Origin of the sequence: Mycobacterium sp. D16Q13, assembly GCF_002013375.1 — a bacterium.
In the GTDB taxonomy this organism is placed as follows: domain Bacteria; phylum Actinomycetota; class Actinomycetes; order Mycobacteriales; family Mycobacteriaceae; genus Mycobacterium.
This window is the reverse complement of sequence record NZ_MAEW01000018.1, coordinates 130,635-154,553: the sequence shown is the minus strand read 5'-3', so window position 1 is coordinate 154,553 and position 23,919 is coordinate 130,635. Positions and strand designations below refer to the sequence as shown.

Annotated in this window: 23 protein-coding genes, 1 pseudogene and 1 riboswitch; of the genes and pseudogenes, 14 read left to right on the top strand and 10 right to left on the bottom strand. The window is 64.0% G+C overall.

Annotation, left to right across the window (positions count from 1 at the left end):
- Positions 1-53: 53 nt before the first annotated feature.
- Positions 54-1,235 (bottom strand): acyl-CoA dehydrogenase family protein, encoded by a 1,182-nt coding sequence (locus B4400_RS19390; RefSeq protein WP_078312195.1) that lies wholly within the window; start codon positions 1,233-1,235, stop codon positions 54-56.
- A gap of 98 nt (positions 1,236-1,333) precedes the next feature.
- On the opposite strand from B4400_RS19390, the gene B4400_RS19385 reads away from it, so the two are divergent.
- The 4 genes from B4400_RS19385 to B4400_RS19370 are packed head-to-tail and all read left to right on the top strand — an operon-like array spanning position 1,334 to position 4,326.
- Entirely contained in the window at positions 1,334-1,711 is a 378-nt protein-coding gene (locus B4400_RS19385; RefSeq protein WP_078312194.1) for a DUF427 domain-containing protein, read from the top strand.
- A gap of 46 nt (positions 1,712-1,757) precedes the next feature.
- Entirely contained in the window at positions 1,758-2,402 is a 645-nt protein-coding gene (locus B4400_RS19380; protein WP_078312193.1) for a class I SAM-dependent methyltransferase, read from the top strand.
- Positions 2,399-3,127 (top strand): alpha/beta fold hydrolase, encoded by a 729-nt coding sequence (locus B4400_RS19375; protein WP_078312192.1) that lies wholly within the window; start codon positions 2,399-2,401, stop codon positions 3,125-3,127. Before B4400_RS19380 ends, B4400_RS19375 begins: the two co-directional genes overlap by 4 nt.
- A gap of 11 nt (positions 3,128-3,138) precedes the next feature.
- A complete protein-coding gene (locus B4400_RS19370) occupies positions 3,139-4,326 on the top strand; it encodes an MFS transporter (RefSeq protein ID WP_078312191.1) in 1,188 nt (395 codons plus the stop codon).
- Here the strand turns inward: B4400_RS19370 and B4400_RS19365 are convergent.
- Positions 4,317-5,738: a short-chain fatty acyl-CoA regulator family protein gene (locus tag B4400_RS19365; protein WP_078312190.1), complete on the bottom strand. Its 1,422-nt coding sequence runs from the start codon at positions 5,736-5,738 to the stop codon at positions 4,317-4,319. The two genes, B4400_RS19370 and B4400_RS19365, sit on opposite strands and share 10 nt — an antisense overlap.
- A gap of 118 nt (positions 5,739-5,856) precedes the next feature.
- On the opposite strand from B4400_RS19365, the gene prpD reads away from it, so the two are divergent.
- From prpD to B4400_RS19350, 3 genes are read left to right on the top strand one after another with little or no spacing between them, the layout of a single operon-like run.
- Complete coding sequence (gene prpD, locus B4400_RS19360; RefSeq protein WP_078312247.1) at positions 5,857-7,377, top strand: 2-methylcitrate dehydratase PrpD; 1,521 nt, start codon at positions 5,857-5,859, stop codon at positions 7,375-7,377.
- Positions 7,374-8,294, top strand: a complete 921-nt coding sequence (gene prpB, locus B4400_RS19355) for a methylisocitrate lyase (RefSeq protein WP_078312189.1) — start codon at positions 7,374-7,376, stop codon at positions 8,292-8,294. Before prpD ends, prpB begins: the two co-directional genes overlap by 4 nt.
- Positions 8,291-9,412 carry a bifunctional 2-methylcitrate synthase/citrate synthase gene (locus B4400_RS19350; RefSeq protein WP_078312188.1) on the top strand — a complete coding sequence of 374 codons (1,122 nt, stop codon included), beginning with the start codon at positions 8,291-8,293 and terminating at the stop codon, positions 9,410-9,412. The genes prpB and B4400_RS19350 overlap by 4 nt, the downstream gene beginning before the upstream one ends.
- On the opposite strand, the gene B4400_RS19345 is transcribed toward B4400_RS19350, so the two are convergent.
- From B4400_RS19345 to metE, 4 genes and pseudogenes are all read right to left on the bottom strand, one after another.
- Positions 9,407-10,261, bottom strand: coding sequence for a DUF6578 domain-containing protein (locus B4400_RS19345; RefSeq protein WP_170915061.1), 855 nt, complete (start codon positions 10,259-10,261; stop codon positions 9,407-9,409). The genes B4400_RS19350 and B4400_RS19345 overlap by 6 nt on opposite strands.
- A gap of 89 nt (positions 10,262-10,350) precedes the next feature.
- Positions 10,351-10,881 carry a GNAT family N-acetyltransferase gene (locus tag B4400_RS19340; protein WP_078312186.1) on the bottom strand — a complete coding sequence of 177 codons (531 nt, stop codon included), beginning with the start codon at positions 10,879-10,881 and terminating at the stop codon, positions 10,351-10,353.
- Positions 10,882-10,941: 60 nt separating this feature from the next.
- Positions 10,942-11,734, bottom strand: a pseudogene (locus tag B4400_RS19335) (mycobacterial-type methylenetetrahydrofolate reductase).
- 100 nt (positions 11,735-11,834) lie between these two features.
- Positions 11,835-14,105 (bottom strand): 5-methyltetrahydropteroyltriglutamate--homocysteine S-methyltransferase, encoded by a 2,271-nt coding sequence (gene metE, locus B4400_RS19330; protein ID WP_078312184.1) that lies wholly within the window; start codon positions 14,103-14,105, stop codon positions 11,835-11,837.
- A 135-nt stretch (positions 14,106-14,240) separates the two neighbouring features.
- A riboswitch (cobalamin riboswitch) is annotated at positions 14,241-14,464 on the bottom strand.
- 89 nt (positions 14,465-14,553) lie between these two features.
- Between metE and B4400_RS19325 the strand changes: the two genes are divergently transcribed.
- The gene (locus tag B4400_RS19325; RefSeq protein WP_078312183.1) at positions 14,554-14,973 is read left to right on the top strand and encodes a PaaI family thioesterase; all 420 of its coding nucleotides are present in this window, start codon (positions 14,554-14,556) and stop codon (positions 14,971-14,973) included.
- Positions 14,963-15,553, top strand: a complete 591-nt coding sequence (locus B4400_RS19320) for a TetR/AcrR family transcriptional regulator (RefSeq protein WP_078312182.1) — start codon at positions 14,963-14,965, stop codon at positions 15,551-15,553. The genes B4400_RS19325 and B4400_RS19320 overlap by 11 nt, the downstream gene beginning before the upstream one ends.
- On the opposite strand, the gene fadD8 is transcribed toward B4400_RS19320, so the two are convergent.
- Positions 15,550-17,139, bottom strand: a complete 1,590-nt coding sequence (fadD8, locus tag B4400_RS19315; protein WP_078312181.1) for a fatty-acid--CoA ligase FadD8 — start codon at positions 17,137-17,139, stop codon at positions 15,550-15,552. The two genes, B4400_RS19320 and fadD8, sit on opposite strands and share 4 nt — an antisense overlap.
- Positions 17,140-17,289: 150 nt before the next feature.
- Between fadD8 and B4400_RS19310 the strand changes: the two genes are divergently transcribed.
- The gene (locus B4400_RS19310) at positions 17,290-17,622 is read left to right on the top strand and encodes a hypothetical protein (RefSeq protein ID WP_078312180.1); all 333 of its coding nucleotides are present in this window, start codon (positions 17,290-17,292) and stop codon (positions 17,620-17,622) included.
- 12 nt (positions 17,623-17,634) lie between these two features.
- Here B4400_RS19310 and B4400_RS19305 read toward each other — a convergent pair whose 3' ends face one another.
- Positions 17,635-18,732, bottom strand: coding sequence for an LLM class flavin-dependent oxidoreductase (locus B4400_RS19305; RefSeq protein ID WP_078312246.1), 1,098 nt, complete (start codon positions 18,730-18,732; stop codon positions 17,635-17,637).
- A 51-nt stretch (positions 18,733-18,783) separates the two neighbouring features.
- Between B4400_RS19305 and B4400_RS19300 the strand changes: the two genes are divergently transcribed.
- A complete protein-coding gene (locus B4400_RS19300; protein ID WP_078312179.1) occupies positions 18,784-19,449 on the top strand; it encodes a VOC family protein in 666 nt (221 codons plus the stop codon).
- A gap of 21 nt (positions 19,450-19,470) precedes the next feature.
- Positions 19,471-20,355, top strand: coding sequence for an AIM24 family protein (locus tag B4400_RS19295; protein WP_078312178.1), 885 nt, complete (start codon positions 19,471-19,473; stop codon positions 20,353-20,355).
- A gap of 4 nt (positions 20,356-20,359) precedes the next feature.
- On the opposite strand, the gene B4400_RS19290 is transcribed toward B4400_RS19295, so the two are convergent.
- Positions 20,360-21,220: a MarR family transcriptional regulator gene (locus B4400_RS19290; protein WP_078312177.1), complete on the bottom strand. Its 861-nt coding sequence runs from the start codon at positions 21,218-21,220 to the stop codon at positions 20,360-20,362.
- 92 nt (positions 21,221-21,312) lie between these two features.
- Here B4400_RS19290 and B4400_RS19285 point away from each other — a divergent pair, with 92 nt between their 5' ends.
- Both B4400_RS19285 and B4400_RS19280 read left to right on the top strand, forming a co-directional pair.
- On the top strand, positions 21,313-22,104 hold the full coding sequence (locus B4400_RS19285) for an SDR family oxidoreductase (protein ID WP_078312176.1): 792 nt from the start codon (positions 21,313-21,315) through the stop codon (positions 22,102-22,104).
- A 21-nt stretch (positions 22,105-22,125) separates the two neighbouring features.
- Positions 22,126-23,199 (top strand): NAD(P)H-dependent amine dehydrogenase family protein, encoded by a 1,074-nt coding sequence (locus B4400_RS19280; protein ID WP_078312175.1) that lies wholly within the window; start codon positions 22,126-22,128, stop codon positions 23,197-23,199.
- Positions 23,200-23,241: 42 nt separating this feature from the next.
- Here the strand turns inward: B4400_RS19280 and B4400_RS19275 are convergent, their stop codons facing one another.
- Positions 23,242-23,817: a TetR/AcrR family transcriptional regulator gene (locus B4400_RS19275; protein ID WP_078312174.1), complete on the bottom strand. Its 576-nt coding sequence runs from the start codon at positions 23,815-23,817 to the stop codon at positions 23,242-23,244.
- Between the last annotated feature and the right edge of the window lie 102 nt (positions 23,818-23,919).

The following is a 23,919-nucleotide window of genomic DNA, read 5'->3' as shown; positions in this document are numbered from 1 at the left end:
TTCGTATCGCACGATTCCGCAGCTAGGCGGCGTGTCTGCGTTCGGGCGTTGACCTACCGGAACGCCGGGATACCGGTGAGTGCCTGGCCGATGACCAGCGTGTGCATCTCGCTGGTGCCCTCGTAGGTCAACACCGACTCCAGGTTGTTGGCATGTCGCATCACCGGGTACTCCCCCGAAATGCCGTTCGCGCCAAGGATTGTCCTGGCCGTTCTGGCGATCTCGATGGCCTCGCGCACATTGTTGAGCTTGCCCAGGCTGACCTGTGGGGTGGTCAACGTATCCGCGTCCTTACGACGCCCCAGATGCAATGCCAGCAGCAGCCCCTTGCCGTATTCCAGCGTCATGTTGGCCAGCTTCTCCTGGGTCAACTGGAATCCGGCGATCGGGCGATCGAACTGTTCTCGGGTCTGCGCGTATTCGAGTGCCGTGCGCAGACATTCACGCGCTGCGCCCATCGAGCCGAAGATGATGCCAAAGCGAGCTTCGTTGAGACAGGACAGTGGCGCCTTGAGCCCGATCGCCAGCGGTAGCCGGTTCTTCTCCGGCACCCGCACATCGCTGAGACTGAGTTCAGCGGTCACCGACGCGCGCAAGGACATCTTGGACCGGATGGTCTCGGCGTTGAATCCCGCAGAATCGGTTGATACCAGGAAGCCGCGTACTCCGTCGTCAGTCTGCGCCCAGATGACGGCGACGTCGGCGATCGACCCGTTGGTGATCCACATCTTGGTGCCGTTGATGATCCAGTCGCTGCCATCGCGCCGGGCATGCGTGCGCATTCCACCGGGATTGGACCCGAAATCCGGTTCGGTCAGTCCGAAGCATCCCAGCTCCTCCCCCGTCGCCATCCGGGGCAGCCATTTCTGTTTCTGCGCATCGCTGCCGTAGGCATAGATGGCATACATCGCCAGTGATCCCTGCACACTGACCAGTGAACGGATCCCCGAGTCGCCAGCCTCGAGCTCCATGCACGCCAGTCCGTATGCCAGAGAGGATGTTCCGGAGCACCCATAACCCTGCAGGTGCATGCCGAGCACACCGATCTTGCCCAGCTCCAGTGCAAGCTTGCGCACGGGTAGATCACCATGTTCATACCAGCGCTGGACGTTCGGAACTACGCGCGCCTGAACCAGCGCACGCACGCTATTGCGAATCGCACGTTCCTCGTCGCTGAGCAGCGCGTCGATACCGAACAGCTCGTCTGGGTCACTTCGGTCAGCATCCGCAGCCATGTCGCAGACCCTAGCGCCCGGGGGCCTTGCCCCGGCCAGGAACTGAAGCGGTACAGCCGCTCAAACCTGCAGAGCCAGGGAAGCCTACCCTCGGAAATATGTCCACCACCGACAGGCCGCATCTGGTTCCCGGCCCGGACCACCCCATCGATATCGTGCCCTCCAACACCCGCGTCGTGGTCACGTCCGGCGATCTCACCATCGCCGACACCACCAATGCGCTGCGGCTGCAGGAGGCCACCTACCCGCCCGTGTACTACCTCCCACCCGACGCGGTGAACTGGGCGGTACTACAGCGCACCGATACCCACACCTATTGCCCGTACAAGGGCGAGGCGTCGTATTACTCGGTACACACACCCGAGGGAACGATCGAAGACGCCGTCTGGACGTACGAAGACCCGTACCCGGCGGTGTCCCAGATCGCCCGTCATCTGGCCTTCTACACCGACCGGGTCAACGTCACCGCGCGGTGACCGCACCCGTCTGGCGACCCCCTGGTTGCTGGCGTACCTTGTGCGCATGACGACGGTTCAACGGCGAGCTTTCAATGACCAGGTGACGCGGTTCTGGGGGCGCGCCGCCAAGGCGTACGACTGGGCACCGCTACAACAATGGGTGTACCGACCCGCACAGGACGAGATGCTTGCCCTGCTGCGTCACCACGAGTCTCAGCGAGTCGTTGATATCGCCTGCGGTACCGGCATTCTGGCCACCCGCATCCAGGAGGAACTCGAACCCGAGCAGGTGCACGGGGTCGATATGTCCGAAGGAATGCTCGCCCAGGCGAAGGCCCGTTCGGCGCTTGTCGACTGGCAGTTCGCGCCTGCCGAGAAGCTGCCGTTCGACGACGGTGCGTTGGACGCGGTGGTGTCCACCTCGGCGTTCCATTTCTTTGATCAGCCCGCTGCACTCGCCGAGTTCCATCGCGTGCTGGCGCCCGGCGGATTCACCGCGATCACCACTTTCACGCCCGATCGTGCCTCCGCGCCGCTCCTGCGCCGGATTTTCGGCGACCGCGTGCCCGCAAGCGTTCCGTCGAAGGCCGAGATGCGTCAGATGTTCGAAACCGCCGGATTCGAGGTTGCGGTGCAGCGACCGGTGCGTCATCCCTTCACCCTTCCCTTCGTGGAGTTCGATCGGCTCACGGTGGGCATCAAGCGATGACACGGTGGCTGCTGCTGCGTGGCCTGAGCCGCGAGAAGCGCCACTGGGAGCAGTTCCCGCACGTCTTCGCCGAATCACTTGGTGTTCAGGTGGAATGCCTGGATGCGCCCGGATTCGGCACCGAGTTCCACCGCACCTCGCCCGCGAACATCTCGGCGATCACGGACGACATCCGGTCCCGGCTGGACCGTGGCAGCGATACATGGTCGCTGCTCTCCATATCTCTGGGCGGCATGATCGGACTCGATTGGTGCGCGCGCTATCCCGGGGATTTCGAGCGCGCCGTCATCATCAATTCGAGCACCGCCGCGACGCCGGTGTGGCAGCGGTTCTTGCCGTCGTCGATTCCCAACCTGGTGCTGGGACGGTTCCGTGCCGACGTGCCGCGCGAACGCGCGATCCTGGAGCAGACCGCCAATAGCCCCGACCTCGATCTCGACGCACTGTCCCAGCGGTGGGCGGACTACCTGCAGACTCAGCGTCCCTCGAGCGCCAGCATCGCCCGCCAGATCACCGCGGCCATCGGCTTCCGGATGCCGAAACGCATCGACACTCCGCTGCTGGTTCTGACCTCCGCACACGATCGGCTTGTGAGTTCCTCCGCATCAAGCACGATCGCCAACGCATTCGGTGCCCCCCTGGCGGTACATACTTCCGCCGGACACGACCTTCCCCTCGACGACGGCGCGTGGATCGCCGAGCAGGTAAGACGGTGGATAGAATAAATTACCCAGCTGTGCCACAACGCCTTTCGGCTTGGCGATTCGTCACCACCTTTGGCGTCATCAGCATGTTCGCCGACATCGTCTACGAGGGCGCACGCTCGATCACCGGCCCGCTCCTGGCATCGCTCGGGGCAACTGCTCTCGTCGTGGGTGTGGTGACCGGAATCGGCGAGGCCGCGGCACTGGCGCTGCGTCTGGTGTCAGGCCCCCTCACCGACCGCAGCCGCATGTTCTGGAGCTGGACCATCGCCGGATATGCGCTCACGGTGGTCACGGTCCCGTTCCTGGGGATGGCCAGCGTGCTCTGGGTTGCCGCCACTTTGGTGATCGCCGAACGGGTGGGTAAGGCGGTACGCAGCCCAGCCAAGGACACCTTGCTCTCGCACGCCACCTCAGTCACCGGCCGCGGCAAGGGTTTCGCGGTACATGAAGCCATGGACCAGGTCGGCGCGATCACCGGCCCGCTGGTGGTCGCCGGCATGCTCGCCCTCACCCAGGGGAATTACCTGCCGACATTCGCCGTGCTGGCGATTCCTGGAGCGGCGGCATTGGCCCTGCTGTTCTGGCTTCGCCGGCGAGTGCCTCACCCCGAACGGTATGAGGACGCCGCGGATACCCACAGCACATCGGCCGTACGCCACAAACTCCAACTGCCGTTGAAGTTTTGGCTGTACGCGGGATTCTCCGGGATCACCGTATCCGGATTCGCGACCTTTGGCGTGCTGTCGTTTCACATGGTCGATCGCGGCGTCCTCGCACCCGCCGCGGTGCCGTTGGTATACGCCGTCGCAATGGCCGCTGCGGCTGTCGCCGCCCTGTTCTCCGGCTGGGCATATGACCGCATAGGACCGAAAACCCTCGTGGTTCTGCCCATCGTCGGCGCCGCCGTACCCATGCTGGCATTCACGGACTCGTTGGTAGGTATCGTGCTCGGCGCGCTGCTGTGGGGTACCGCCGCCGGGATTCAGGAATCCACCCTGCGCGCTGTGGTCGCAGACCTCGTCCCGTCGCCGCGCCGGGCCACCGCATACGGGGTCTATGCGGCCGTACTCGGCACGGCGACCGCGATCGGCGGGACGCTCACGGGTTACCTCTACGAGGTATCCATTCCCATGCTCATCGCGGTGGTCGGCGTGATTCAGTTGATCGCCCTGATCGCCGCCGCGCCCACCGTGCTGCGGCACGCCGATCAGGTATAGGGCAGGCGGCTGCTGGCGTCCTCGTCGACGTGGACGCTGCGGCCAATGTAGGGAAACGCACGTTGTGCGCAGGATTCGCGCACGCACACCTTGCAGCCCGGGCCAATCGGCACGGCGGTTGCCGGATCGTCGATCGCGATTCCTGTCGAATACACCAGACGATGGGCGTGGGCGATATCGCATCCCAGCCCGATCGCGAACGACTTCGGCGTGCTCAGAAATCCACCGGTTGACGTGCTGCTCGTGCGTGCGACCCAGAAGTACGTGCGGCCATCGGGCATCTCGGCGACCTGGGTCACAAACTGCCCAGGGTTTGAAAACGCCTCGTGCACGACCCACAGCGGGCAGTTTCCACCCACTCTGGAGAAGTGAAATGCCGTGGCGGATTGACGTTTCGAAATATTCCCCGCGCGGTCGGTGCGCACCAGGATGAACGGAACCCCACGCATGGAGGGACGTTGCAGCGTGGACAGCCGGTGACAGACGGTCTCGTGTCCGACCTCGAATTGGCGTGCCAGAATGTCGACGTCGTACCGACTGAATTCCGCAGCATGGTGAAATTGTTTGTAGGGCAAGAGGAATGCACCGGCGAAGTAGTTGGCCAGGCCGATCCGGGCGACGCCAATGGCCTCCGGGCTGAGCTGCTCGGCACCGGAGAGGATGGCCGCCATGGTCTCGGTCTGCGTCAACAGAGCCAGTTGGGTGGCCATCTGGAATGCACGCTGACCGGGCGTGAGCCAATGCGCGATACGCAAAACCCCAGCATCCGTGTCGAACCGGCGTTTGGACGAATCCGAAAGTGCCCCACCCTTGGTCACGGTCACCGCGATGCCATGATCTTGCTTCAACACCGTAGCCAGCTGCGCGTCAAGCCCACCGATGTGCAAACCGTAATGCTCGAATAGATCTTCAGCGGCAGTGTCGAGCTCACCGAGATAGTTCTTGTGATCGTAGAAGAAGTCGCGGACCTCCTCGAACGGCATGGGACGCAGCGGCTCTCGTATCGAGTCACCGATTGTTGCCGCGTTCTCGGTCGCGCGGTAGCTCTCCAGCTCCGCAGTGACATCCCGCAGCCTGCGGTGCATGCCCACCAGGGTCTGACCCACCGATGGCATTCGGGCGACCAGCTCCTCGAGCTGCAGATCACTCACCTCACCCACGGACGCCTCGGTGAATATCTCGCCAAGATCCGCGACAAGCCGGGCATCGGAGTCCGGGGAGAAGTAGTGCGGCGAGAGGTCGAACCGTTCGGTAAGCCGCAGCAGTACCGCAACCGTCACGGGACGCGCATCGTTCTCCAGCTGATTGACGTAGCTCGTCGACAAATCCAGAACACGCGCGAGCGCCGCTTGCGTCAGGCCACGCTCCTCGCGCAACCTCCGCAACCGCGCTCCGGCGAACGGTCTGGACATGTCGTCAGGATAACTCCACATCTATTTGCAATGTTTGCAAGATATGCCAACTAAGGATACAGAAATACGCATTTACATGGTCTTTTTATCCACTAACCACGTGCGTAATGTGCGGATCATGCACGTTCACTCCGTACACACCCGCCGCAGCGCCGACGACTTCCCCCGCGACCAACACCTCGCCTGGAAGATCGCTGAGGTCGCTTCGGACCCCGTTGCCGTTCCCGCCGACACCGAAGCGATGGTCATCAACCGGATCATCGACAACGCCGCCGTCAGCGCCGCCTCGGTCATCCGCCGTCCCGTCACCGTCGCACGCCGCCAGGCGCAGGCACACGCGGTGTCTTCCGGTGGACGCGGTGCCAACGTCTTCGGTGTCAGCGGTGGCTACTCGGCCGAGTGGGCAGCATGGGCCAACGGCGTCGCCGTACGCGAGCTGGACTTTCACGACACCTTCCTGGCCGCCGACTACTCGCACCCCGGCGACAACATTCCGCCGTTGGTGGCCGTGGCCCAGCAGCTCGGCATCGGCATCGGCGGAGCCGATCTCATCCGCGGTCTGGCCACCGCATACGAAACTCAGATCAACCTCACGCGTGGAATCTGTCTGCACGAGCACAAGATTGACCACGTCGCACACCTCGGCCCCTCAGTGGCCGCCGGCCTGGGCACCATGCTGAAGCTCGACACCGAGACGATCTACCAGGCCATTGGTCAGGCCCTGCACCTGACGACTGCGACCCGGCAGTCCCGCAAGGGGCTCATTTCCAGCTGGAAGGCGTACGCACCGGCCTGGGCCGGCAAGGTCGCGATCGAAGCCGTCGACCGCGCGATGCGCGGCGAGGGTGCGCCGTCCCCGATCTGGGAGGGCGAGGACGGCGTAATCGCCTGGCTGCTCGGCGGTCCCGAGAAGGTCTACGAAGTTCCGCTGCCGGGCCCCGGCGAGGAAAAGCGCGCCATCCTGGACAGCTACACCAAGGAGCATTCGGCCGAGTACCAGAGCCAGGCTCCCATTGACCTGGCCCGCAGAATGCGTGAGCGCATCGGCGACCTTTCGCAGATCGCGACGATCGTGCTGCACACCAGCCACCACACGCACGTGGTGATCGGGACTGGATCAAACGATCCGCAGAAGTTCGACCCCGACGCCTCGCGCGAGACGCTCGATCACTCGGTGATGTACATCTTCGCCGTCGCACTCGAAGACGGCACCTGGCACCACGAGCGCTCATACGCCCCCGAGCGCGCGCATCGTTCCGAGACCATCGAGCTCTGGAACAAGATCAGCACCGTCGAGGATCCGGAGTGGACTCGCCGTTATCACTCCGCCAACCCCGACGAGAAGGCCTTCGGCTGCAAGGCCGTCGTCACTCTCAAGAACGGCGAGGTGATCACCGACGAGCTGGCGATCGCCGACGCCCATCCGTTGGGAGCACGCCCCTTCGCCCGGGAAAACTACGTCAACAAGTTCACGGTCTTGTCCGACGGCGTCATCGAACAGCGTGAGCAGGATCGATTCCTTTCCGTGGCGCAGGGATTGGCCGACCTGAAGGCAGGCTCGCTGGGTGCGCTCAATCCGCTCGTGGATGCCGTCGTCCTCGATAAGGCGCCCACGACTCCCGAGGGGATCTTTAAGTGACCTCACTTCTTGCCTCCGCCACGGATGCGGCCGCCAAGCGCGCCGCATTCCGGGACGGCTTGGCCTCGGGCGACCTGCTGCGCCTACCTGGAGCGTTTTCGCCCCTGGTGGCCAAGCTAATTCAGGAAATCGGGTTCGAGGGTGTTTACGTGTCGGGCGCCGTACTGTCCGCCGATCTGGCTCTGCCCGACATCGGGTTGACGACACTCACCGAGGTGTCGGCTCGAGGTCGGCAGATCGCCTCGGTCACCGACCTGCCGACGCTGATCGATGCCGACACCGGCTTCGGCGAGCCGATGAGTGCCGCCCGCACGGTGACGGTCCTCGAAGACAGTGGAGTCGCCGGGCTTCATCTGGAGGATCAGGTGAATCCCAAGCGGTGTGGGCATCTTGACGGCAAGGCCGTCGTCGAGACCGCGGAAATGGTTCGGCGGCTCCGTGCGGCGGTTTCCGCCCGGCGCGACCCCAATTTCGTGATCTGCGCCCGCACCGACGCGGCGGGTATCGAGGGGTTGCCCGCGGCAATCGACCGCGCAAAGGCCTATGCCGATGCGGGCGCGGATCTCATCTTCACCGAGGCGCTCAGCGACATCGGCGAGTTCGAGAAGTTCCGCGCCGCGGTCAATGTTCCCCTGCTCGCCAACATGACCGAATTCGGGAAGTCCGAACTCGTGACGGCAGATCAGCTCCGCGACGTCGGCTACAACGTCGTCATCTACCCCGTCACAACCCTGCGCCTGGCGATGTTCGCCGTAGAGCAGGGCCTTCGCGAAATCGACTCAGCGGGAACGCAGTCTGGCCTGCTGAACCAGATGCAGCACCGCAGCCGCCTGTACGAGCTGCTCCGCTATTCCGAATACAACCAGTTCGACACCGAGATTTTCAATTTCAGCCTCAATGGAGGAGGAGCCCGATGACCACCGCGACCCCGACCATTCACAAGGGACTTGCCGGCGTCGTGGTGGACACCACCGCCATCTCCAAGGTGGTGCCCGAGACCAATTCCCTCACCTACCGCGGATATCCGGTGCAGGATCTGGCCGCCCGATGCAGCTTCGAGCAGGTCGCGTACCTGCTGTGGCACGGCGAGCTGCCCAATGAGGGCGAGCTCGCGCTGTTCAACCAACGTGAGCGCGCGCAGCGCCGTCTGGACCGCTCCCTCATGGCGCTGCTGGCCAAGTTGCCAGAGACCTGCCACCCGATGGACGTGGTGCGCACCGCGATCAGCGTCCTAGGAGCCGAGGACCCCTCCGAGGACGACAGCACACCGGAAGCCAACTACGCCAAGTCACTTCGCATGTTCGCGGTGCTGCCAACGATCGTCGCGGCCGACATGCGCCGCCGCCGTGGGCTGGACCCCATTCAGCCCCATAGTCACCTCGGCTACTCGGCCAACTTCCTGCGGATGTGCTTTGGCGAGGTGCCCGATCCGGTGATCGTCACGGCGTTCGAGCAGTCGATGATCCTGTACGCCGAGCACAGCTTCAACGCCTCAACCTTCGCCGCCCGCGTGGTGACTTCGACACAATCCGACATCTACAGCGCGGTCACCGCCGCCATCGGCGCACTCAAGGGCTCCCTGCACGGCGGCGCCAACGAGGCCGTCATGCACGACATGATCGAGATCGGTGACGCCACCAAGGCGGCAGAATGGTTGCAGGGCAAGCGGACCCGTAAAGAGAAGGTCATGGGATTCGGGCATCGCGTGTACAAGAACGGCGATTCCCGGGTACCGACGATGCGTGCCGCACTGGAGGACGTAGCACGGGTTCGTGACGGTCGTCAGTGGCTCGAGATCTACAAGGTGCTGGAATCCGAGATGGACGCGGCCACCGGCATCAAGCCCAATCTGGATTTCCCCACCGGGCCCGCCTACTACCTCATGGGATTCGACATCCCCTGTTTCACACCAATTTTCGTGATGAGCCGGATCACCGGCTGGACCGCACACATCATGGAGCAGGCCGCGGCGAACGCCCTGATCCGACCACTGAGCGAGTACTCCGGAAAGCCTCAGCGGTCGCTCGCGTCATAGGTTTGATCGCCGAGTGTGCGGCATTCTGTCGCACAGCAATTGGATGAACAACTCATCCGGCGGAGACGCCTCCGGGTCGATGTTGAGGAAGCCGGTGTAGAGCCCATCTGGTGAGTGCACCGTACGACTAACTTGGCCGGCAATGCCCGCGACAACACCCGCATAGCCGCGCATATCGTCCACCCTCAGCCGAGGGTCTGCGAGATCGACTGTCACTCGATCTCCCCGTGACGGAATCGCCGCGCCAAACACTTCCGGCGGCCCGTAAACAAACAGCGTTCGTCGGCCTCGGTCCCGCTCGTCGCGCAGCGCCTCAATGTCACCGTCGGTTGGCTCGAGCGACGAGGTCACGCGCAGCCCCACAACCGATCCCGTGATCACCCGCTGCCCGATCTCACCCACCGATGGCTCCTCGGGCCATCGCGTCGCAAGCTCGACGGGTCGGTACTGAAACGATGTCGGCTGATGGGTCATACAACCGGACTCGTCTCGATGCGTGGTGGCCGACACGTCGTACAGTTCCTCGACAACGCCACGCAACCGGGGCCAGCTTTGACTCTCATGCCACGTAGCCCAGAGAATTACCAGTGCGTTCGCGGGATCTCCGCGTGTCGGATCCCAGCTCGCACACCCGTAGGGAAACCGAATAATCTCGCGGTCCTCGTCCCAGTTGACTGCCGCCGCCGAGGCCAGCAGGTAGCCACTCTCTGCGGGATACGCGCAGACCTGCCAATCGACAGCCTGGCCGATCTCGGGAGTTCTACCGCAACACTGGTATTCCCATTGTGAAATACCCAGGTATACAAGAGATTTATTCCGATCCGGAACCCTGTTGATCACTGAAAGCACCGGGTGATAGGCGAACGGAGCACGAACGCTCCGGACCCGGTGTACCGATCGCAAGGTTAGCCAGCATCACGCCAAGCGTCAATACTCGGCTACTCGGGCCGAGATAACAGCCCGCCTACCCACCAATCGGCAGGTTCCTCTCGCCGATAGGCGCGCTGGCGCAGCAGCCCCTCCAACTCAAATCCGACAGCCTCTGCCACGGCCCGTGAACCCTCGTTGCCGACAACGGCCCACCACTCGATGCGATGGACTGCCAGCTCATCAAATCCCCACTGGCACAGTCTCCGAATAGCCTCAGTGGTGAGCCCCTTGCGGCGATGCTGCGAGGCCGACCAATACCCGACCTCCACCACACCAGGTGTGATCGACTTGAGCGAACAGGTGCCGACGAGATCACCTGTGTCCGCCAGGAAAAACCCGAACCCATACCGGGAGTTGTCCGCCCACTCCTGCGCCGACCTGACGATGAAACTCTGGGCGTCGTCGCGGGTGTACGGCACCGGCAGCGGGAGGTAGTGCGTGATCTCCGGGTCGTTGCACGCTTGGACCACCGCAGCCTCGTCGGCGGCGGTGACGGCGTGCAGAACCAACCGGTCCGTGTGCAACTCGATGGGTTCCATGCGAGCAGTCTTGACCACGAATTCCAACCTGGTCAAAGGAATTCCGGGCGCCTTCCTCCGTCAGGAGGTCTCGCGTACGGGCGACCAGTACCCCAGCATCTCGGCGAAGGTCTCGAAGGCCGGTCTGGCAAGACCATACGGTGCTTCGAAGTGCACGCTCAGTGGGAAGCCGAGGTCGGCCACACCGTCGATGACTCGTTTGTAGAGATCGACAAGCTGCGGCCGCCTGGCATCGGGTTCACAGGCGGCCAGCGACTTGACGAAGGCCTGTTCGCGCGCAATTGCGCGCGAACTCTTGCAGAAAGCCAACGACCGCATCGGAATACAGCAGTTGGGTCATGGCGAAGGTGGCGCCCTTATCGCATTTGAAGGAGAAGCGGCCCTGTTCTCCACTGCGCGTGGGAATCAGGATCACTCCCCTGTTATCGACGATGTCATCGAACTTCGACAACGCGTCGGTTGGCGGAATGCCAGACCCTTCGCCATCGCTCATGGTGCGCGGTACACCGACGAAGATGACGCCGTCCATCCCGGCGTCGGTCAGGCCGGTCAGCCGGCTCCGCAACGATGTCTCATCCGAGAAGGATGTGACCTGCGTGCACAGTCCCCGCATGGTCGGCAGCTCTGACCGGATGATCGACCAATAGTCGACGACATCCAGCTTCGGCTTCATCTCCAGCGGGCGATCGCCGTCCTCGACAATCATCGAGGGGATCATCACGTGGTCGATACGCCCGTCGATGCCGAATTCCGCCGAGAACCTGGACAGTTTCTGCAGTTCTTCGGATGCCCTGTCGAGGCCGCCATCGACATTGGGAGGCACCAGCTCCAGCGCAACGGTATTCATAGACACCAGGGACCTCCGATTAGTCTCGCTAATGGTTTATACACCAATCACATTCACGCGCGAGCAGTCCCCCGCGAAGGGGACTGCTCGCGCGCTCATCGCCGAACTAGGCGCCCGCACGCACCTCGGTCGCGGCGGCCACCAGGTTGGCCAGCGAGGCAGTTACCTCGTCGGCCTTCCGGGTCTTTAAGCCGCAGTCGGGATTGACCCAGAGACGCTGCGCCGGAACAGCCTGCAGCGCCTCACGCAGCGAGTTCGCCATCTCGGCCGTCGACGGGACCCGCGGCGAGTGGATGTCGTAGACACCCGGGCCGACACTGTTGGAGAAGCCGATCGCGTTCAGGTCGTCGAGCACCTCCATGTGCGAGCGTGCCGCCTCGATGGACGTGACGTCGGCATCCAGGTCGGCGATGGCACCGATCACCTCCCCGAATTCCGAGTAGCACAGGTGCGTGTGAATCTGCGTCGCATCGGACACACCCGACGTGGAGAGCCGGAATGCGCCGACTGCCCAGTCCAGATAGGCGGGCTTGTCCGCCGAGCGCAGCGGCAGCAGCTCACGCAACGCGGGCTCGTCCACCTGGATGATGGCGATCCCGGCGTCCTGTAGATCCACCGTCTCGTCCCGAATGGCCAGCGCGATCTGGTTGGCGGTGTCCGCCAACGGCTGATCGTCACGCACAAACGACCACGCGAGGATGGTCACCGGCCCGGTCAGCATGCCCTTGACGTACTTCGGCGTCAGCGACTGGGCATAGGTGGCCCACTCGACAGTCATCGGGTTCTGCCGTGCGACATCGCCATACAGGATCGGCGGGCGGACGCAGCGGCTGCCGTACGACTGAACCCAGCCGTTCTGGGTAGCGAAGAAGCCATCCAGCTGCTCGGCAAAGTACTGCACCATGTCGTTGCGTTCCGGCTCACCATGCACCAGCACGTCCAGGCCCAGCTTCTCCTGCAGCGCAATGACATCGGCAACCTCGGCACGCATCCGCCGCACGTACTCGGCGTCGTCGATCTCGCCCTTGGTCAGGGCTTGACGCGCCTTGCGGATCTCGACAGTCTGCGGGAACGACCCGATCGTCGTGGTCGGCAGCTCGGGCAGCTTCAGCCGCTCGTCCTGGCTGCGACGGCGCTCTGCGGCATCGCCACGTGAAACACCCTCCGCCAGAATCGAATCCAGCCGCTCACGAATCTGACCGTTGTTGAGACGCGGATCCGTCTTGCGAGATTCGACGGCCGCATTCGACGCCGCGAACTCCGCGGCAACCGCATCGCGTCCCTCGCCCAGTGCCCGCGCCAGCACCACGACTTCCTTGACCTTCTCGTCGGCGAAAGCCAACCAGCTGCGCAGCTGGTCATCGAGTTCGGTCTCCGGCTCCAACGAGTAGGGCACATGCAACGTCGAGCAGGAGGTGGCTACCGCCACCGCGCCCGTCGATCCCACCAGCGTTCCGAGGGTGCTCAGCGCAGACTCCAGGTTGGTGCGCCAAATGTTTCGGCCATCGACAACGCCGGCCACAACAGTCTTACCGGCCAGCTCCGGCACCGAGTCAAGACCCGATGCGGACCCGTAGACCAGGTCGACACCGATCGCCTCAACCGGGGTACGTGCCAACGCCGGGAGTGCCGCGCCCAAGTCCCCGAAATAGCTCGCGACGAAGATCGCGGGGCGGTCGGCAACGGTACCGAGGCGGCCGTACACCCGCTCGGCCAACTCCGGGCCGTTCGACAAGATGTCGGTGACCAGCACGGGCTCATCGATCTGAACCCAGCCAACCCCGGCCTCCGAAAGCTGCACCAGCAGTTGCTCGTACAGCGATACCACCTCGTCGAGACGCTCGATGGGCGCACCGGCTCCGTCGACGGACTTGCTCAACGCAAGGAAGGTGATGGGGCCAACGACCACCGGACGCGCCGGAATGCCGAGGGCAGCAGCCTCTTTCAGCTCACCGAACAACTTCGCCGGATTGAGCGTGAACTTGGTGTCCGGCCCGATCTCCGGCACCAGGTAGTGATAATTGGTGTCGAACCACTTGGTCATTTCCAGCGGCGTCACCTCGTCGTTGCCGCGGGCGGCAGCGAAGTAGCGATCGAGGTCGTCGCCTATGCCTGCGACGCGGGGTGGGAGCGCTCCCAACAGCACCGCGGTATCGAGTACCTGGTCGTAGTACGAGAAGGTGTTCACCGGGACGGAGTCCAGCCCGGCGGCCGCCAGTGCTGACCAGTTGTCGCGCCGAAGCCCGGCTGCGACGGTCTCGAGCTCGGTACGACTGGTGCGCCCTGCCCAGTAACTTTCGGTAGCCCGTTTGAGCTCACGACGCGGGCCGATGCGCGCCGAACCGAGCGTGGTTGCCTTGAATGATGGAGTGGTCATGCTGTCCTCTGTCTACGGCGTGGTGGCCACCGCCCAGGACAAGCAAGCCGAGCCCGAATAACCAACACACACTGGTGCTGGTTGAAACCGATTCGGCCATACGCCCATTCCGCGAGGCGATGATCCGTCGGGCGCGGCGCACCCGACACAGCTGGCAGGTCTTCGGACTTGCAGGCATTACCCGGGCTCAGGTTTTCCTACGGACCGTCGCTTCCCAGGGGCTCTCGGTGGTTAACCGAGTGCTTAACCCAGTGCGTATGACGGCGATCGTTCCTGCATACCGCTGCGGGACAGTCCCGGATTCTCACCGGGTTCCCTCTCATCGCAGTCCCCGTGGGGCCCGCGACTCGATGCCAATACCGACCGAAGCCGACACTGACAAACCAGCTGCGTCTTACATCATATGCACGCTCGCCAATGCCGTTATTAGCGACTATTCTCTAATATTGTGATCACACGTGACCAGGCACAACAAGTGCTCGAGGCCCAACCCTTCAGTCGCCTCCTAGGTACATCGATCAGCCGGATCGACGAGTCCGGAATACAACTCTCGCTCGACATCCGCGACGAGCTGCGCCAGCAGAGCGGATTCATTCACGGCGGAGTGCTGAGCTACCTGGCCGACAACGCAATCACCTACGCGTGCGGGCTCGGCCTTGGCGCCGACATTGTCACCAGCGGGTACACCATCGAGTATGTGTCACCCGCCCGTGATGGCGTACGCCTACTCGCCGACGCGTCTCTGGTGAGCGCCGGACGTACCAAGGCGCTGGGCCGCTGCGAGATATCCGTCGAGGACCACGACGGCAACACCAAGCTGGTCGCCGTCGCCCAGGGCACGAGCATGGTCCGACACCGTGGGGCGTAAGCCTCAGTACACCCCCGACGACATCCTCGATGCGGCGCTCGCGTTGGTGAGCAAGGGCGGACCGTCGGCAGCCACGGCTACCGCCATCGGGCGAACGCTGGGCGCCCCCTCGGGGTCGATCTATCACCGGTTCTCCAGCCGCGACGAGCTCATGGCCCGCCTCTGGCTGCGTTCGATCGCCGGCTATCAGGCCGGGATCCTCACGGCGCTCGCGTTACCCGATCCCCACGAAGCCCTCGCCGCGACCATCGATCACGCCTTCGATTGGACGGCAGCGCACCGCAACGAGGCGCTGTTGCTACTCCAATACGAGAAGGCCGATCTGGTGGCACACTGGCCCGACACACTCGCCGCGGAGCTCACGGCACTCAACTCGCGGGTGCGAATGGCGTTGCGCGAGTACGCCGAGCGGCGGTTCGGCGATGTCACTCCCGAGGCGCTCGACAGGGTGATGTTCGCACTGATCGATATGCCCTACGCGGCGGTGCGCCGTCACCTACCCGACAAGGGTGAGCCGGCACCGTGGCTGCGCACCTTCATCCACACCAGCGCCCGGAATCTGCTCTCGCCAGAGAGCTAAACCGTGGCGTACTTCTGGCGCAGAGCCTTTTTGTCCAGCTTGCCCAGCGCGGTCAACGGCAGCGAGTCGGCGACGATCACATGCTTGGGTGACTGCACCGAACCCTTGCGGTCCTTGACCGCGGACTGTATTTCGGACGTCATCTTCGACACCGCGTCGCCGCTGCTGTCGGCGTCCGCACGCAACACCACGATCGCCGTCACCGCCTCGCCCCACTTCTCGTCGGGCACCCCGATGACACCGACCTGTGCGACCGACGGATGCTCGGCGACAACATCTTCCACCTCGCGGGGGAACACGTTGAAGCCACCGGTGACGATCATGTCCTTGGTCCGGTCGACGATGAACCAGAAACCATCCTCGTCCTCGCGCGCGACATCGCCGGTACGCAGCCAGCCGTTCTTGAACGTGTCGGCGGTCTGTTCGGGCAGGCCCCAATAGCCGCCCGCCACCAAAGGTCCGGCCACACAGATCTCGCCGGGCTCACCCTGCTTGACCGGCTGATCGTTCTCGTCGAGCAGCGCCGTGCGCAGGAACGCCGAGGGCCGGCCGCAGCTGGAGAGCCGCTGGGCATCGTGGTCGCCCTTGGCCAGGTAACTGATCACCATGGGCGCCTCGGACTGGCCGAAGTACTGCGCGAAAATCGGCCCGAACCGCTCGATTGCCTCCGCCAGCCGCACCGGGTTGATGGCCGAGGCGCCGTAGTAGACGGTCTGCAGTGAGGACAGGTCGCGGGTCTGAGAATCCGCATGGTCCAGCAGCGCGTAGATCATCGACGGCACGAGCATGGTGGCAGTGATCTTGTGCTCCTCGATCGCGGCCAGCACGGCGCCCGCATCGAACTTGGGCAACACCACCATGGACCCGCCCTTCATCAGGGTCGGCATGAAGAACGCGGCACCGGCGTGTGAAAGCGGGGTACACATCAGGAATTTTGGCCGCTCCGGCCATTCCCACTCGGCCAGCTGGATCTGCGTCATGGTCAGAATCGACCGCGAGGTCCCGATGACGCCCTTGGGCTTACCCGTCGTCCCGCCCGTATAGGTAAGGCCATTGATGTGGTCCGGCGAGAGGTTGACCGGCACCAGCGGCTTCGCCGCAAAATCTGCGGCCGCGGCGACCAGATCATGCCCCACCTCGGCCAGCTCAGCGGGGACGGGGCCGAGGGTCAGCACGCGGGTCAGCGTCGGCACCTTCTCCACCAGGGCGGCGGCGCGCTCGACGAACTGCGGGGTGGGGTCGATGACCAGCGTGGTGATCTGGGCGTCGGCCAGTACATAGGCATGATCGTCGAGTGACCCGAGTGGATGCAGCGCGGTACGCCGGGTGCCCAGCAGCTGCCCCGCGCCGATGACCAACAGCACCTCGGGGCGGTTGAGTGCCAACATGCCCTGACCATCGGTCGGATCGGGCACCAGCGCGGTAAAGGCCTGGATGTACTTGCTGATCTCGTCGGCCATCTGCGCACCGGTGAGCGTCACGTTCCCGAGCACCAGCGCGGGCGCGTTCGCATTCTTTTTCAGAGCGGCGACCAGCAGGTGCCCGGAGTTGATCGACCCGTGCAGTGGGTCAAATGGGTCAGGCATCGCGCTCCTCAGTAAATGGTCGCCGATCAGGCACTTCGCTCGACGTTAGAACATGTTCTAGTTTTGGGCAAGGACAGGCACGTCCACCCGTTACGCAGCCCCCTGTCCGATCCCCCGAGAAAGACTCAATAGGCTTGCTAGGCTGACTCAATGCTCCAGTCGATGGCCACCGGCGCGCTATTCATTGCCTTGACGCTGTTTGCCACCCCTCTCGCGAGTGCCGACCCGGCAGATCCCGATCCGTTCAACCCCGGTGATTGCATCGGCAACGCCAATGCGGTCTGCAACGTTGGTCCATACGGCCCGAACAGCATGTCGAATCCGGCGAACCCCGCCAGCCCGCTCAACCCAAACAACCCTGCGAACCCGGCCAGTCCGATGAACCCGAACAACCCCGCGAACCCGGCCAGCCCCATGAATCCCAATAACCCGGCCAACCCCGCGAGCCCGCTGAACCCCATGAATCACCCGGGTCAGATCTGACACGGGCACCCCTCAGGCCGCCGTGAATCCCTTGGCTCGCTGCGTGTCCTGGGGGCTCCATAGCGTCGAGGTGACCTCCGCCTTCACCAGCGGGACAACCTCCTCGGCGAATCGGCGCAGGGTGTCCTGCTGTTCCTCGAAGTCGGCCTCGGGGCTCAACGAAATCGACTGGAACTCGTGACCGAAGGCGCCATGCCACTGAATAATCTTCTCGGCCACACGTTCCGGGGAGCCGGCCAACACCGGCCCGCGATCTGCCGCGTCCTCGATGGATTCAAAGGACGGAAACTTGCCGACGGCCCTCGGATGGTCTTTGAGCTTCGCCATCTGCGCCAGGCGTGCCTCATAGATAGGCCGGTACTGCGCGATGGCCTGTTCGGTCGTATCTGCCAGGTAGAGCCCGCCTGAGCCCGCACCCACATGCAGGTTGGCCGGGTCGTGCCCATTCTGTGCGTACAGCTCCCGATACCTGTCGATGAGAACCTTGTAATTCTCCTTGGGCTGCAAGGCATTTGCGGTGACTATCGGGTCGCCCCACTTGGCGGCGAGTTCGACCGCGAATGTCGAAGTCGCTGAGCCGTGCCAGATCCGGAACGGTCCGTCGTACGGCCTGGGCAACGTGGTCGCGTCGGCAAGTGGATGCCGGTGTACGCCCGTCCAGTCGACGCGCTCCTCACGCAGCAGCCTCCGCAGCAACTCGTAGTTCTCCTGCAGGTACTCGTACTGTCTGGCGATATCCAGTCCCATCAACGGGTACTGGCGGTCCTCATTGCCCTTCCCGATGACGATCTCGAGCCGGCCACGGCTCAGCTGATCGATGGTGGCGAAGTCCTCTGCCGCGCGCACCGGGTCCAGGAGCGACAGCACCGTGACCCCGGTGGACAACAGAATCCGGTCAGTGGCTGCGGCCACCGCGCCCAACAGCACCGTCGGAGCCGACGACAGCACGTCTCCCGCATGCCGCTCCCCGACCGCGAAGGAATCAAAACCCAAACTCTCCGCCAGCACTGCGGTCTCGACCACCCGATTCAGCCGGTCGGCGGCGGGCGCCAACGCCCCCGTCGCGGGGTGTGGCAGATGGAAGACAATGTCGAGAAGCTGAAAGCGCACACCACCAGTATGCATAAGCGGACTCCGGTCCGGCAGGGAGAAAATGCTCTGATGATCACCGAACTGGACTCGGTGCTTCTGGACGTTCCAAATCTCGCTGATACAAAGGCCGCCTACGCGAGGCTGCTCGGCACCGAAATTCCACATCCCCAGCTCCATCTCGGTCTCCCCGAATGGGCGCCGCACCCGGGAATGCTGTTTCGTGTCGGGGACCTGGCCTCCGCGACTCGGCTGCTCGATCGACGCGGTTTCTCCCTGATTTCTCGCGGAGACATTGCCGCGGGACAGGTTGACGGACTCACCCTGGGATTGAGCCAGCGAGCCGCCCCGCCCGCACAGTCGGACTCAGAGAGTGGTCAGATCGATCACCTGGTGCTGTTCTCTCCCAATCGCGACAGAATCATTGCGACGTTGTGCGGACGGCTCGGCTTCGACCTGCGCCTGGATCGCAGGCAGTCGTGGGGTGTACACCAATTGTTCTTCCGGTGCGCAGGGCTGGTGGTTGAGGTGGTGTTGCGTGACGACGACCCCTCCGGCCCCGACTCGCTGTGGGGAATCGCCTGGCGCACCGCTGACATCGACGCGACTCATGCGCGCCTGACTGCCGCCGACGTCACGCTCAGCGATATCCGCAACGGCCACAAGCCGGGAACACGGGTCGCCACCGTCAAGGATCCCGGGCTGGCAGTCCCCACAATCCTGATCGAACAGCGCTAGCCGCCTACTAGGTTGGAGTCCATGACGACTCCGAACCCCGGAAGCTGGCAGCCTGATCCCGACGGACGGTTTGAATTCCGCTGGCACGACGGCCAGCGCTGGACGGATCAAGTCGCACACCAGGGCAGGGTCAGCTCGGCACCGCTCGGAGGCTCCGCACCGCCCGAACCACAGGTCACATCGCCCACCGCGGCTGCACAGCCGGCGGCTCAGGCTCAGTCCATCGGCGACCAATTCTCCGGTATCAGTGGAGATCTGGTGGATGGCCGGTTCAGCGAGAATGAGGCCAAGCCGATCTCCAATCAGAACGCAAAGCTGTTGCGCGTTCGCCTCGGCGAGCCGTTCCTCGCACGTCAGGGATCGATGGTGGCCTACCAGGGCAATGTCGACTTCGCCTTCGAGGGCGGCGGCGCGGCCAAGTTCCTGAAGAAGGCGCTGACCGGTGAAGGCCTGCCCCTGATGAGGTGTTCTGGCCAAGGCGACGTGTTCCTGGCCGAGCGCGCCTTCGACGTTCATCTGCTGAATCTGAACAACGCGGGCCTCTCGATCAGCGGCAAGAATGTGCTGGCCTTTTCCGCTGGGTTGAACTGGAACATCGAGCGGGTCAAGGGCGCCAGCATGGTGACAGGCGGTCTGTTCAACACGACATTGCGCGGAACCGGTTGGGTCGCGCTGACCACCGACGGCCCGCCGGTGGTGCTCAATGCCGCCGAGGCGCCGACATTCGCCGATACCAACGCCGTCGTGGCCTGGTCGGCGAATCTGCAGACCCAGCTCAAGACGAGCTTCAAGGCCGGCGCCCTCATTGGCCGCGGCTCCGGAGAGGCGCTCCAAGTCGCATTCCAGGGCCAGGGGTTCGTCATCGTGCAACCGTCCGAGGGCGTCCCCGTCGTCACCGCGGGCTAGGGCGTCACCTCTCCGCGAATAGTCCGGATAGCTCCCGCGCCCCGCGCGTCAACGTCACGATCAGCGCTTCTCGCTCGCTACGGGTCGCGCTGGGCAGCAACGGGCCCAGCTGAAGTTCGTACGCGGCATCGGCGCCCTCGAAAATGGGCGCCGCCAGATAGCTAATCGGCAGTACCGCGTCGGAGCTCAGCTCATCGCGCGAATAAGGACGCGAGGTGAGCCGGGACAGCTGTCGCAGCAGCCGTTCACGCAGCGCCGCCTCCATTACCTCCGAGCCCACCGAACCAAGCAGGTCCGAGAGCAGGTCGACCATCCCCGTGTCATCGTGGTCGGGGCGGTAGACCACATATCCGCAGTCGGCAACCTGCTGCACGAGCCGCTGACCAGAACGCGCACTCAGGCCACGCGCCGTACCGAGCCATTGCGCACGTTCGTCGAATGAACGCCAGGGCATGACCGCCGAACCGGCGGGAAAGGCAAGCGGGATGCTCTGGCCCACCGCGAATCCCGCGACGGCCCGGCGTCCCGCCTGTGCCTTGGCGACGATCGTCAACGTCTTCGGGCCTATTCGGCTGACCGTCGCCCCAGCGTGTGCCTCTGCGGCAACTCGGGCCAGTGCGTCCTGAATGGCCCGGGGCAGGGTGGCCTCGACGGCACGGGGCAGGGCAGACCCGACGCGGTACCGAAGCTCATCGTCGCGCACTAGCCACCCTGCAGCCTCCAACTCGTTCACCACGGCAGTCGCGGTGGCGCGGGAAATGCCCGTGGATGCGGCGATCTCGCTAATCGATTTGGGTTGTGTTGCAGCAGCAAGCATTTCCACGATTCGCACCACGCGAACGGTCGGCGGCGAAGTGGCGGGCATGGGTTCTCCCCTCTTGCGCGAGGCAAGGTCCGGGTCTACAGTGCATCGACTATTCGCCCCAAGGTAGTCGAATATTCGACACGGAGGTAGAGATGATTCTGGACCGTTTCAGGCTCGACGGCAATGTCGCGGTCGTTACCGGCGCGGGCCGCGGACTCGGCGCCGCGATTGCGGAGGCCTTCGCACAGGCGGGTGCCGATGTGCTCATCGCCTCGCGTACCGAATCGCAGCTGCGGGAGGTCGCGGAGAAGGTCGAGGCGACAGGCCGCCAGGCGGAGATCGTGGTCGCCGATCTGTCCGATACCGAAGCATCCGCTTCACTGGCCCAGAAGGCAGTAGACCGATTCGGACGACTCGACATCGTCGTCAACAACGTGGGCGGCACCATGCCGAAACCGTTCTTGGACACCACCAACGAGGACCTCGCCGAGGCCTTCTCCTTCAATGTCCTCAACGGGCACGCACTGCTGCGTGCCGCTGTGCCGCACCTGCTTAAATCCGACAACGCGTCGGTCATCAACATCACGTCCACTATGGGCCGACTGCCGGGCCGGGCCTTCCTGGGTTACTGCACCGCCAAGGGCGCGCTGGCTCAGTACACACGGACGGCCGCAATGGATTTGAGTCCAAGAATCCGAGTCAACGGCATCGCTCCCGGCTCCATCCTCACCTCGGCGCTGGAAATCGTGGCGGGTAACGACGAGGTGCGCGGAACGCTGGAGAAGAACACGCCGCTGCATCGCCTGGGTGATCCGAGCGATATCGCGGCAGCAGCCCTATACCTCGCATCACCTGCCGGGAGCTTCCTCACCGGCAAGGTACTCGAAGTCGACGGTGGCCTCATCGCGCCCAACCTCGACATCCCGCTACCCGACCTTTCCTGACCGCTTCGAGATGGGACTGATATGACGAAGACACGTGTAGCCGTCTGGGGCACAGGCAATGTCGGCCAGCATGCGCTGGCCGGGGTAATCACCGACCCCAACATGGAGCTGGTCGGGGTGTGGGTTTCTGGGGCGAACAAGGCCGGTAAGGACGCGGGTGAGCTCGCCGGGCTCGACCCCACCACCGGCGTCTCCGCGACCTCGGACCCAGCAGAGATTCTGGCGCTCAAGCCCGACTGCGTGGTGTACACCGCCATGACCGACAACCGGCTGATGGAGGCGATCGAGGATCTGCGCTCGATCCTCGCCGCCGGAATCAACATCGCCGCCAGCGCGCCAGTATTCCTGCAGTATCCGTGGGGCGTACTCCCGGAGAACATGCTGGAGCCCATCGAAACTGCTGCGCGCGAGGGCAACTCGTCGATCTTCATTGGCGGAATCGATCCAGGTTTTGCCAATGACCTGCTACCGCTGGCACTCATGGGCACCTGCCAGCGCGTCGATCAGGTGCGCTGTATCGAAATCGTGGACTACGCCACCTACGACAGTGCGACGGTGATGTTCGATGTCATGGGTTTCGGTAAGCCGATGGACGAGACGCCCATCCTGCTGCAGCCGGGAGTGCTGTCCCTGGCCTGGGGCTCGGTGGTACGACAGCTCGCCGCCGGCCTCGGTATCGACTTGGACGAAGTCACTGAGACATACGAAAAACTTCCCGCGCCCGAGGATTTCGAGATCTCATCGGGGCATATTCCCGCAGGCACCATGGCCGCGCTGCATTTCGAGGTGCGCGGCATCAAGGACGGCAAGGTGGTGACGGTCCTTGAGCACTTCACCCGCCTGCGCGAGGATCTGGCACCGGACTGGCCACAGCCCGCACACGAAGGTGGCACCTATCGCGTTGAGATCACCGGGGAGCCCAGCTACATCCTGGATTTGGGCTCATTCAGTGCGCGCGGCGATCACAACTACGCCAATCTGATCGCGACGGCGATGCGCGTGGTCAATGCGGTACCTGCCGTCGTCGCCGCGGATGCCGGCGTGCGCACCACGCTGGATCTGCCGCTGATCACGGGGAAGGGTCGCGCGGGGTAGCGCTGTGCATCTGCCGACCCTACTGCGCAGGTGGGTGGGAGGTTACGCCTTGGATTCGGCCGGGATGTACAGCCGGATGAGCTCCGCCAAACGCTGTCCGACGTCATCGAGCGTCTCCGTCGACTGCTCGGCGATCGACATGATGACCGCACCTTCGATCGCGGCGATCATTGTCCGCGCCAGCGAGCGAGCGGTGGCCGCTTCCACCCCATACTTCTCGAGGCGTCCCGCGAGGAGCTCATGCCAATCCCGGAAGGCCTCGGCCGCCACCGCAGCGGCCTGAGGTGCCTCGGTACGTCCGAGCACGGCAGCGACGATCGGACACCCCGCCTGCATCTCGGTTTCGCCGAGCTGCGCCTTCCATAGCTCGATGAACAGTTCGATCCCGCGGGCCGGGTCAATCCCGTCACCGGCCGCCTTGATGATGTCCGTCAGCTCTTGCCCGGCAAGACGAGTTGCCTCGGCGACCAGCTCCTGCTTGCCGCCAGGGAAGTTCAGGTAGATGGTTCTCCGTGAAACACCGCTGTCCTCGAGCAGTGCGTTGAGACCGGTTCCCGCGACGCCCCTGCGCCGCACCAGACCCGTCACGCTTGCGATCAAGGTGTCACGTGCCGACATCCTGCCTGCCTCCAAACTTGTCGGGTGTTAACTATACCGCTCAGTCTACCGAGGCGTCCCCGACATGGGGCGATTACCGGAACATTGCAGTAAACCAATCGG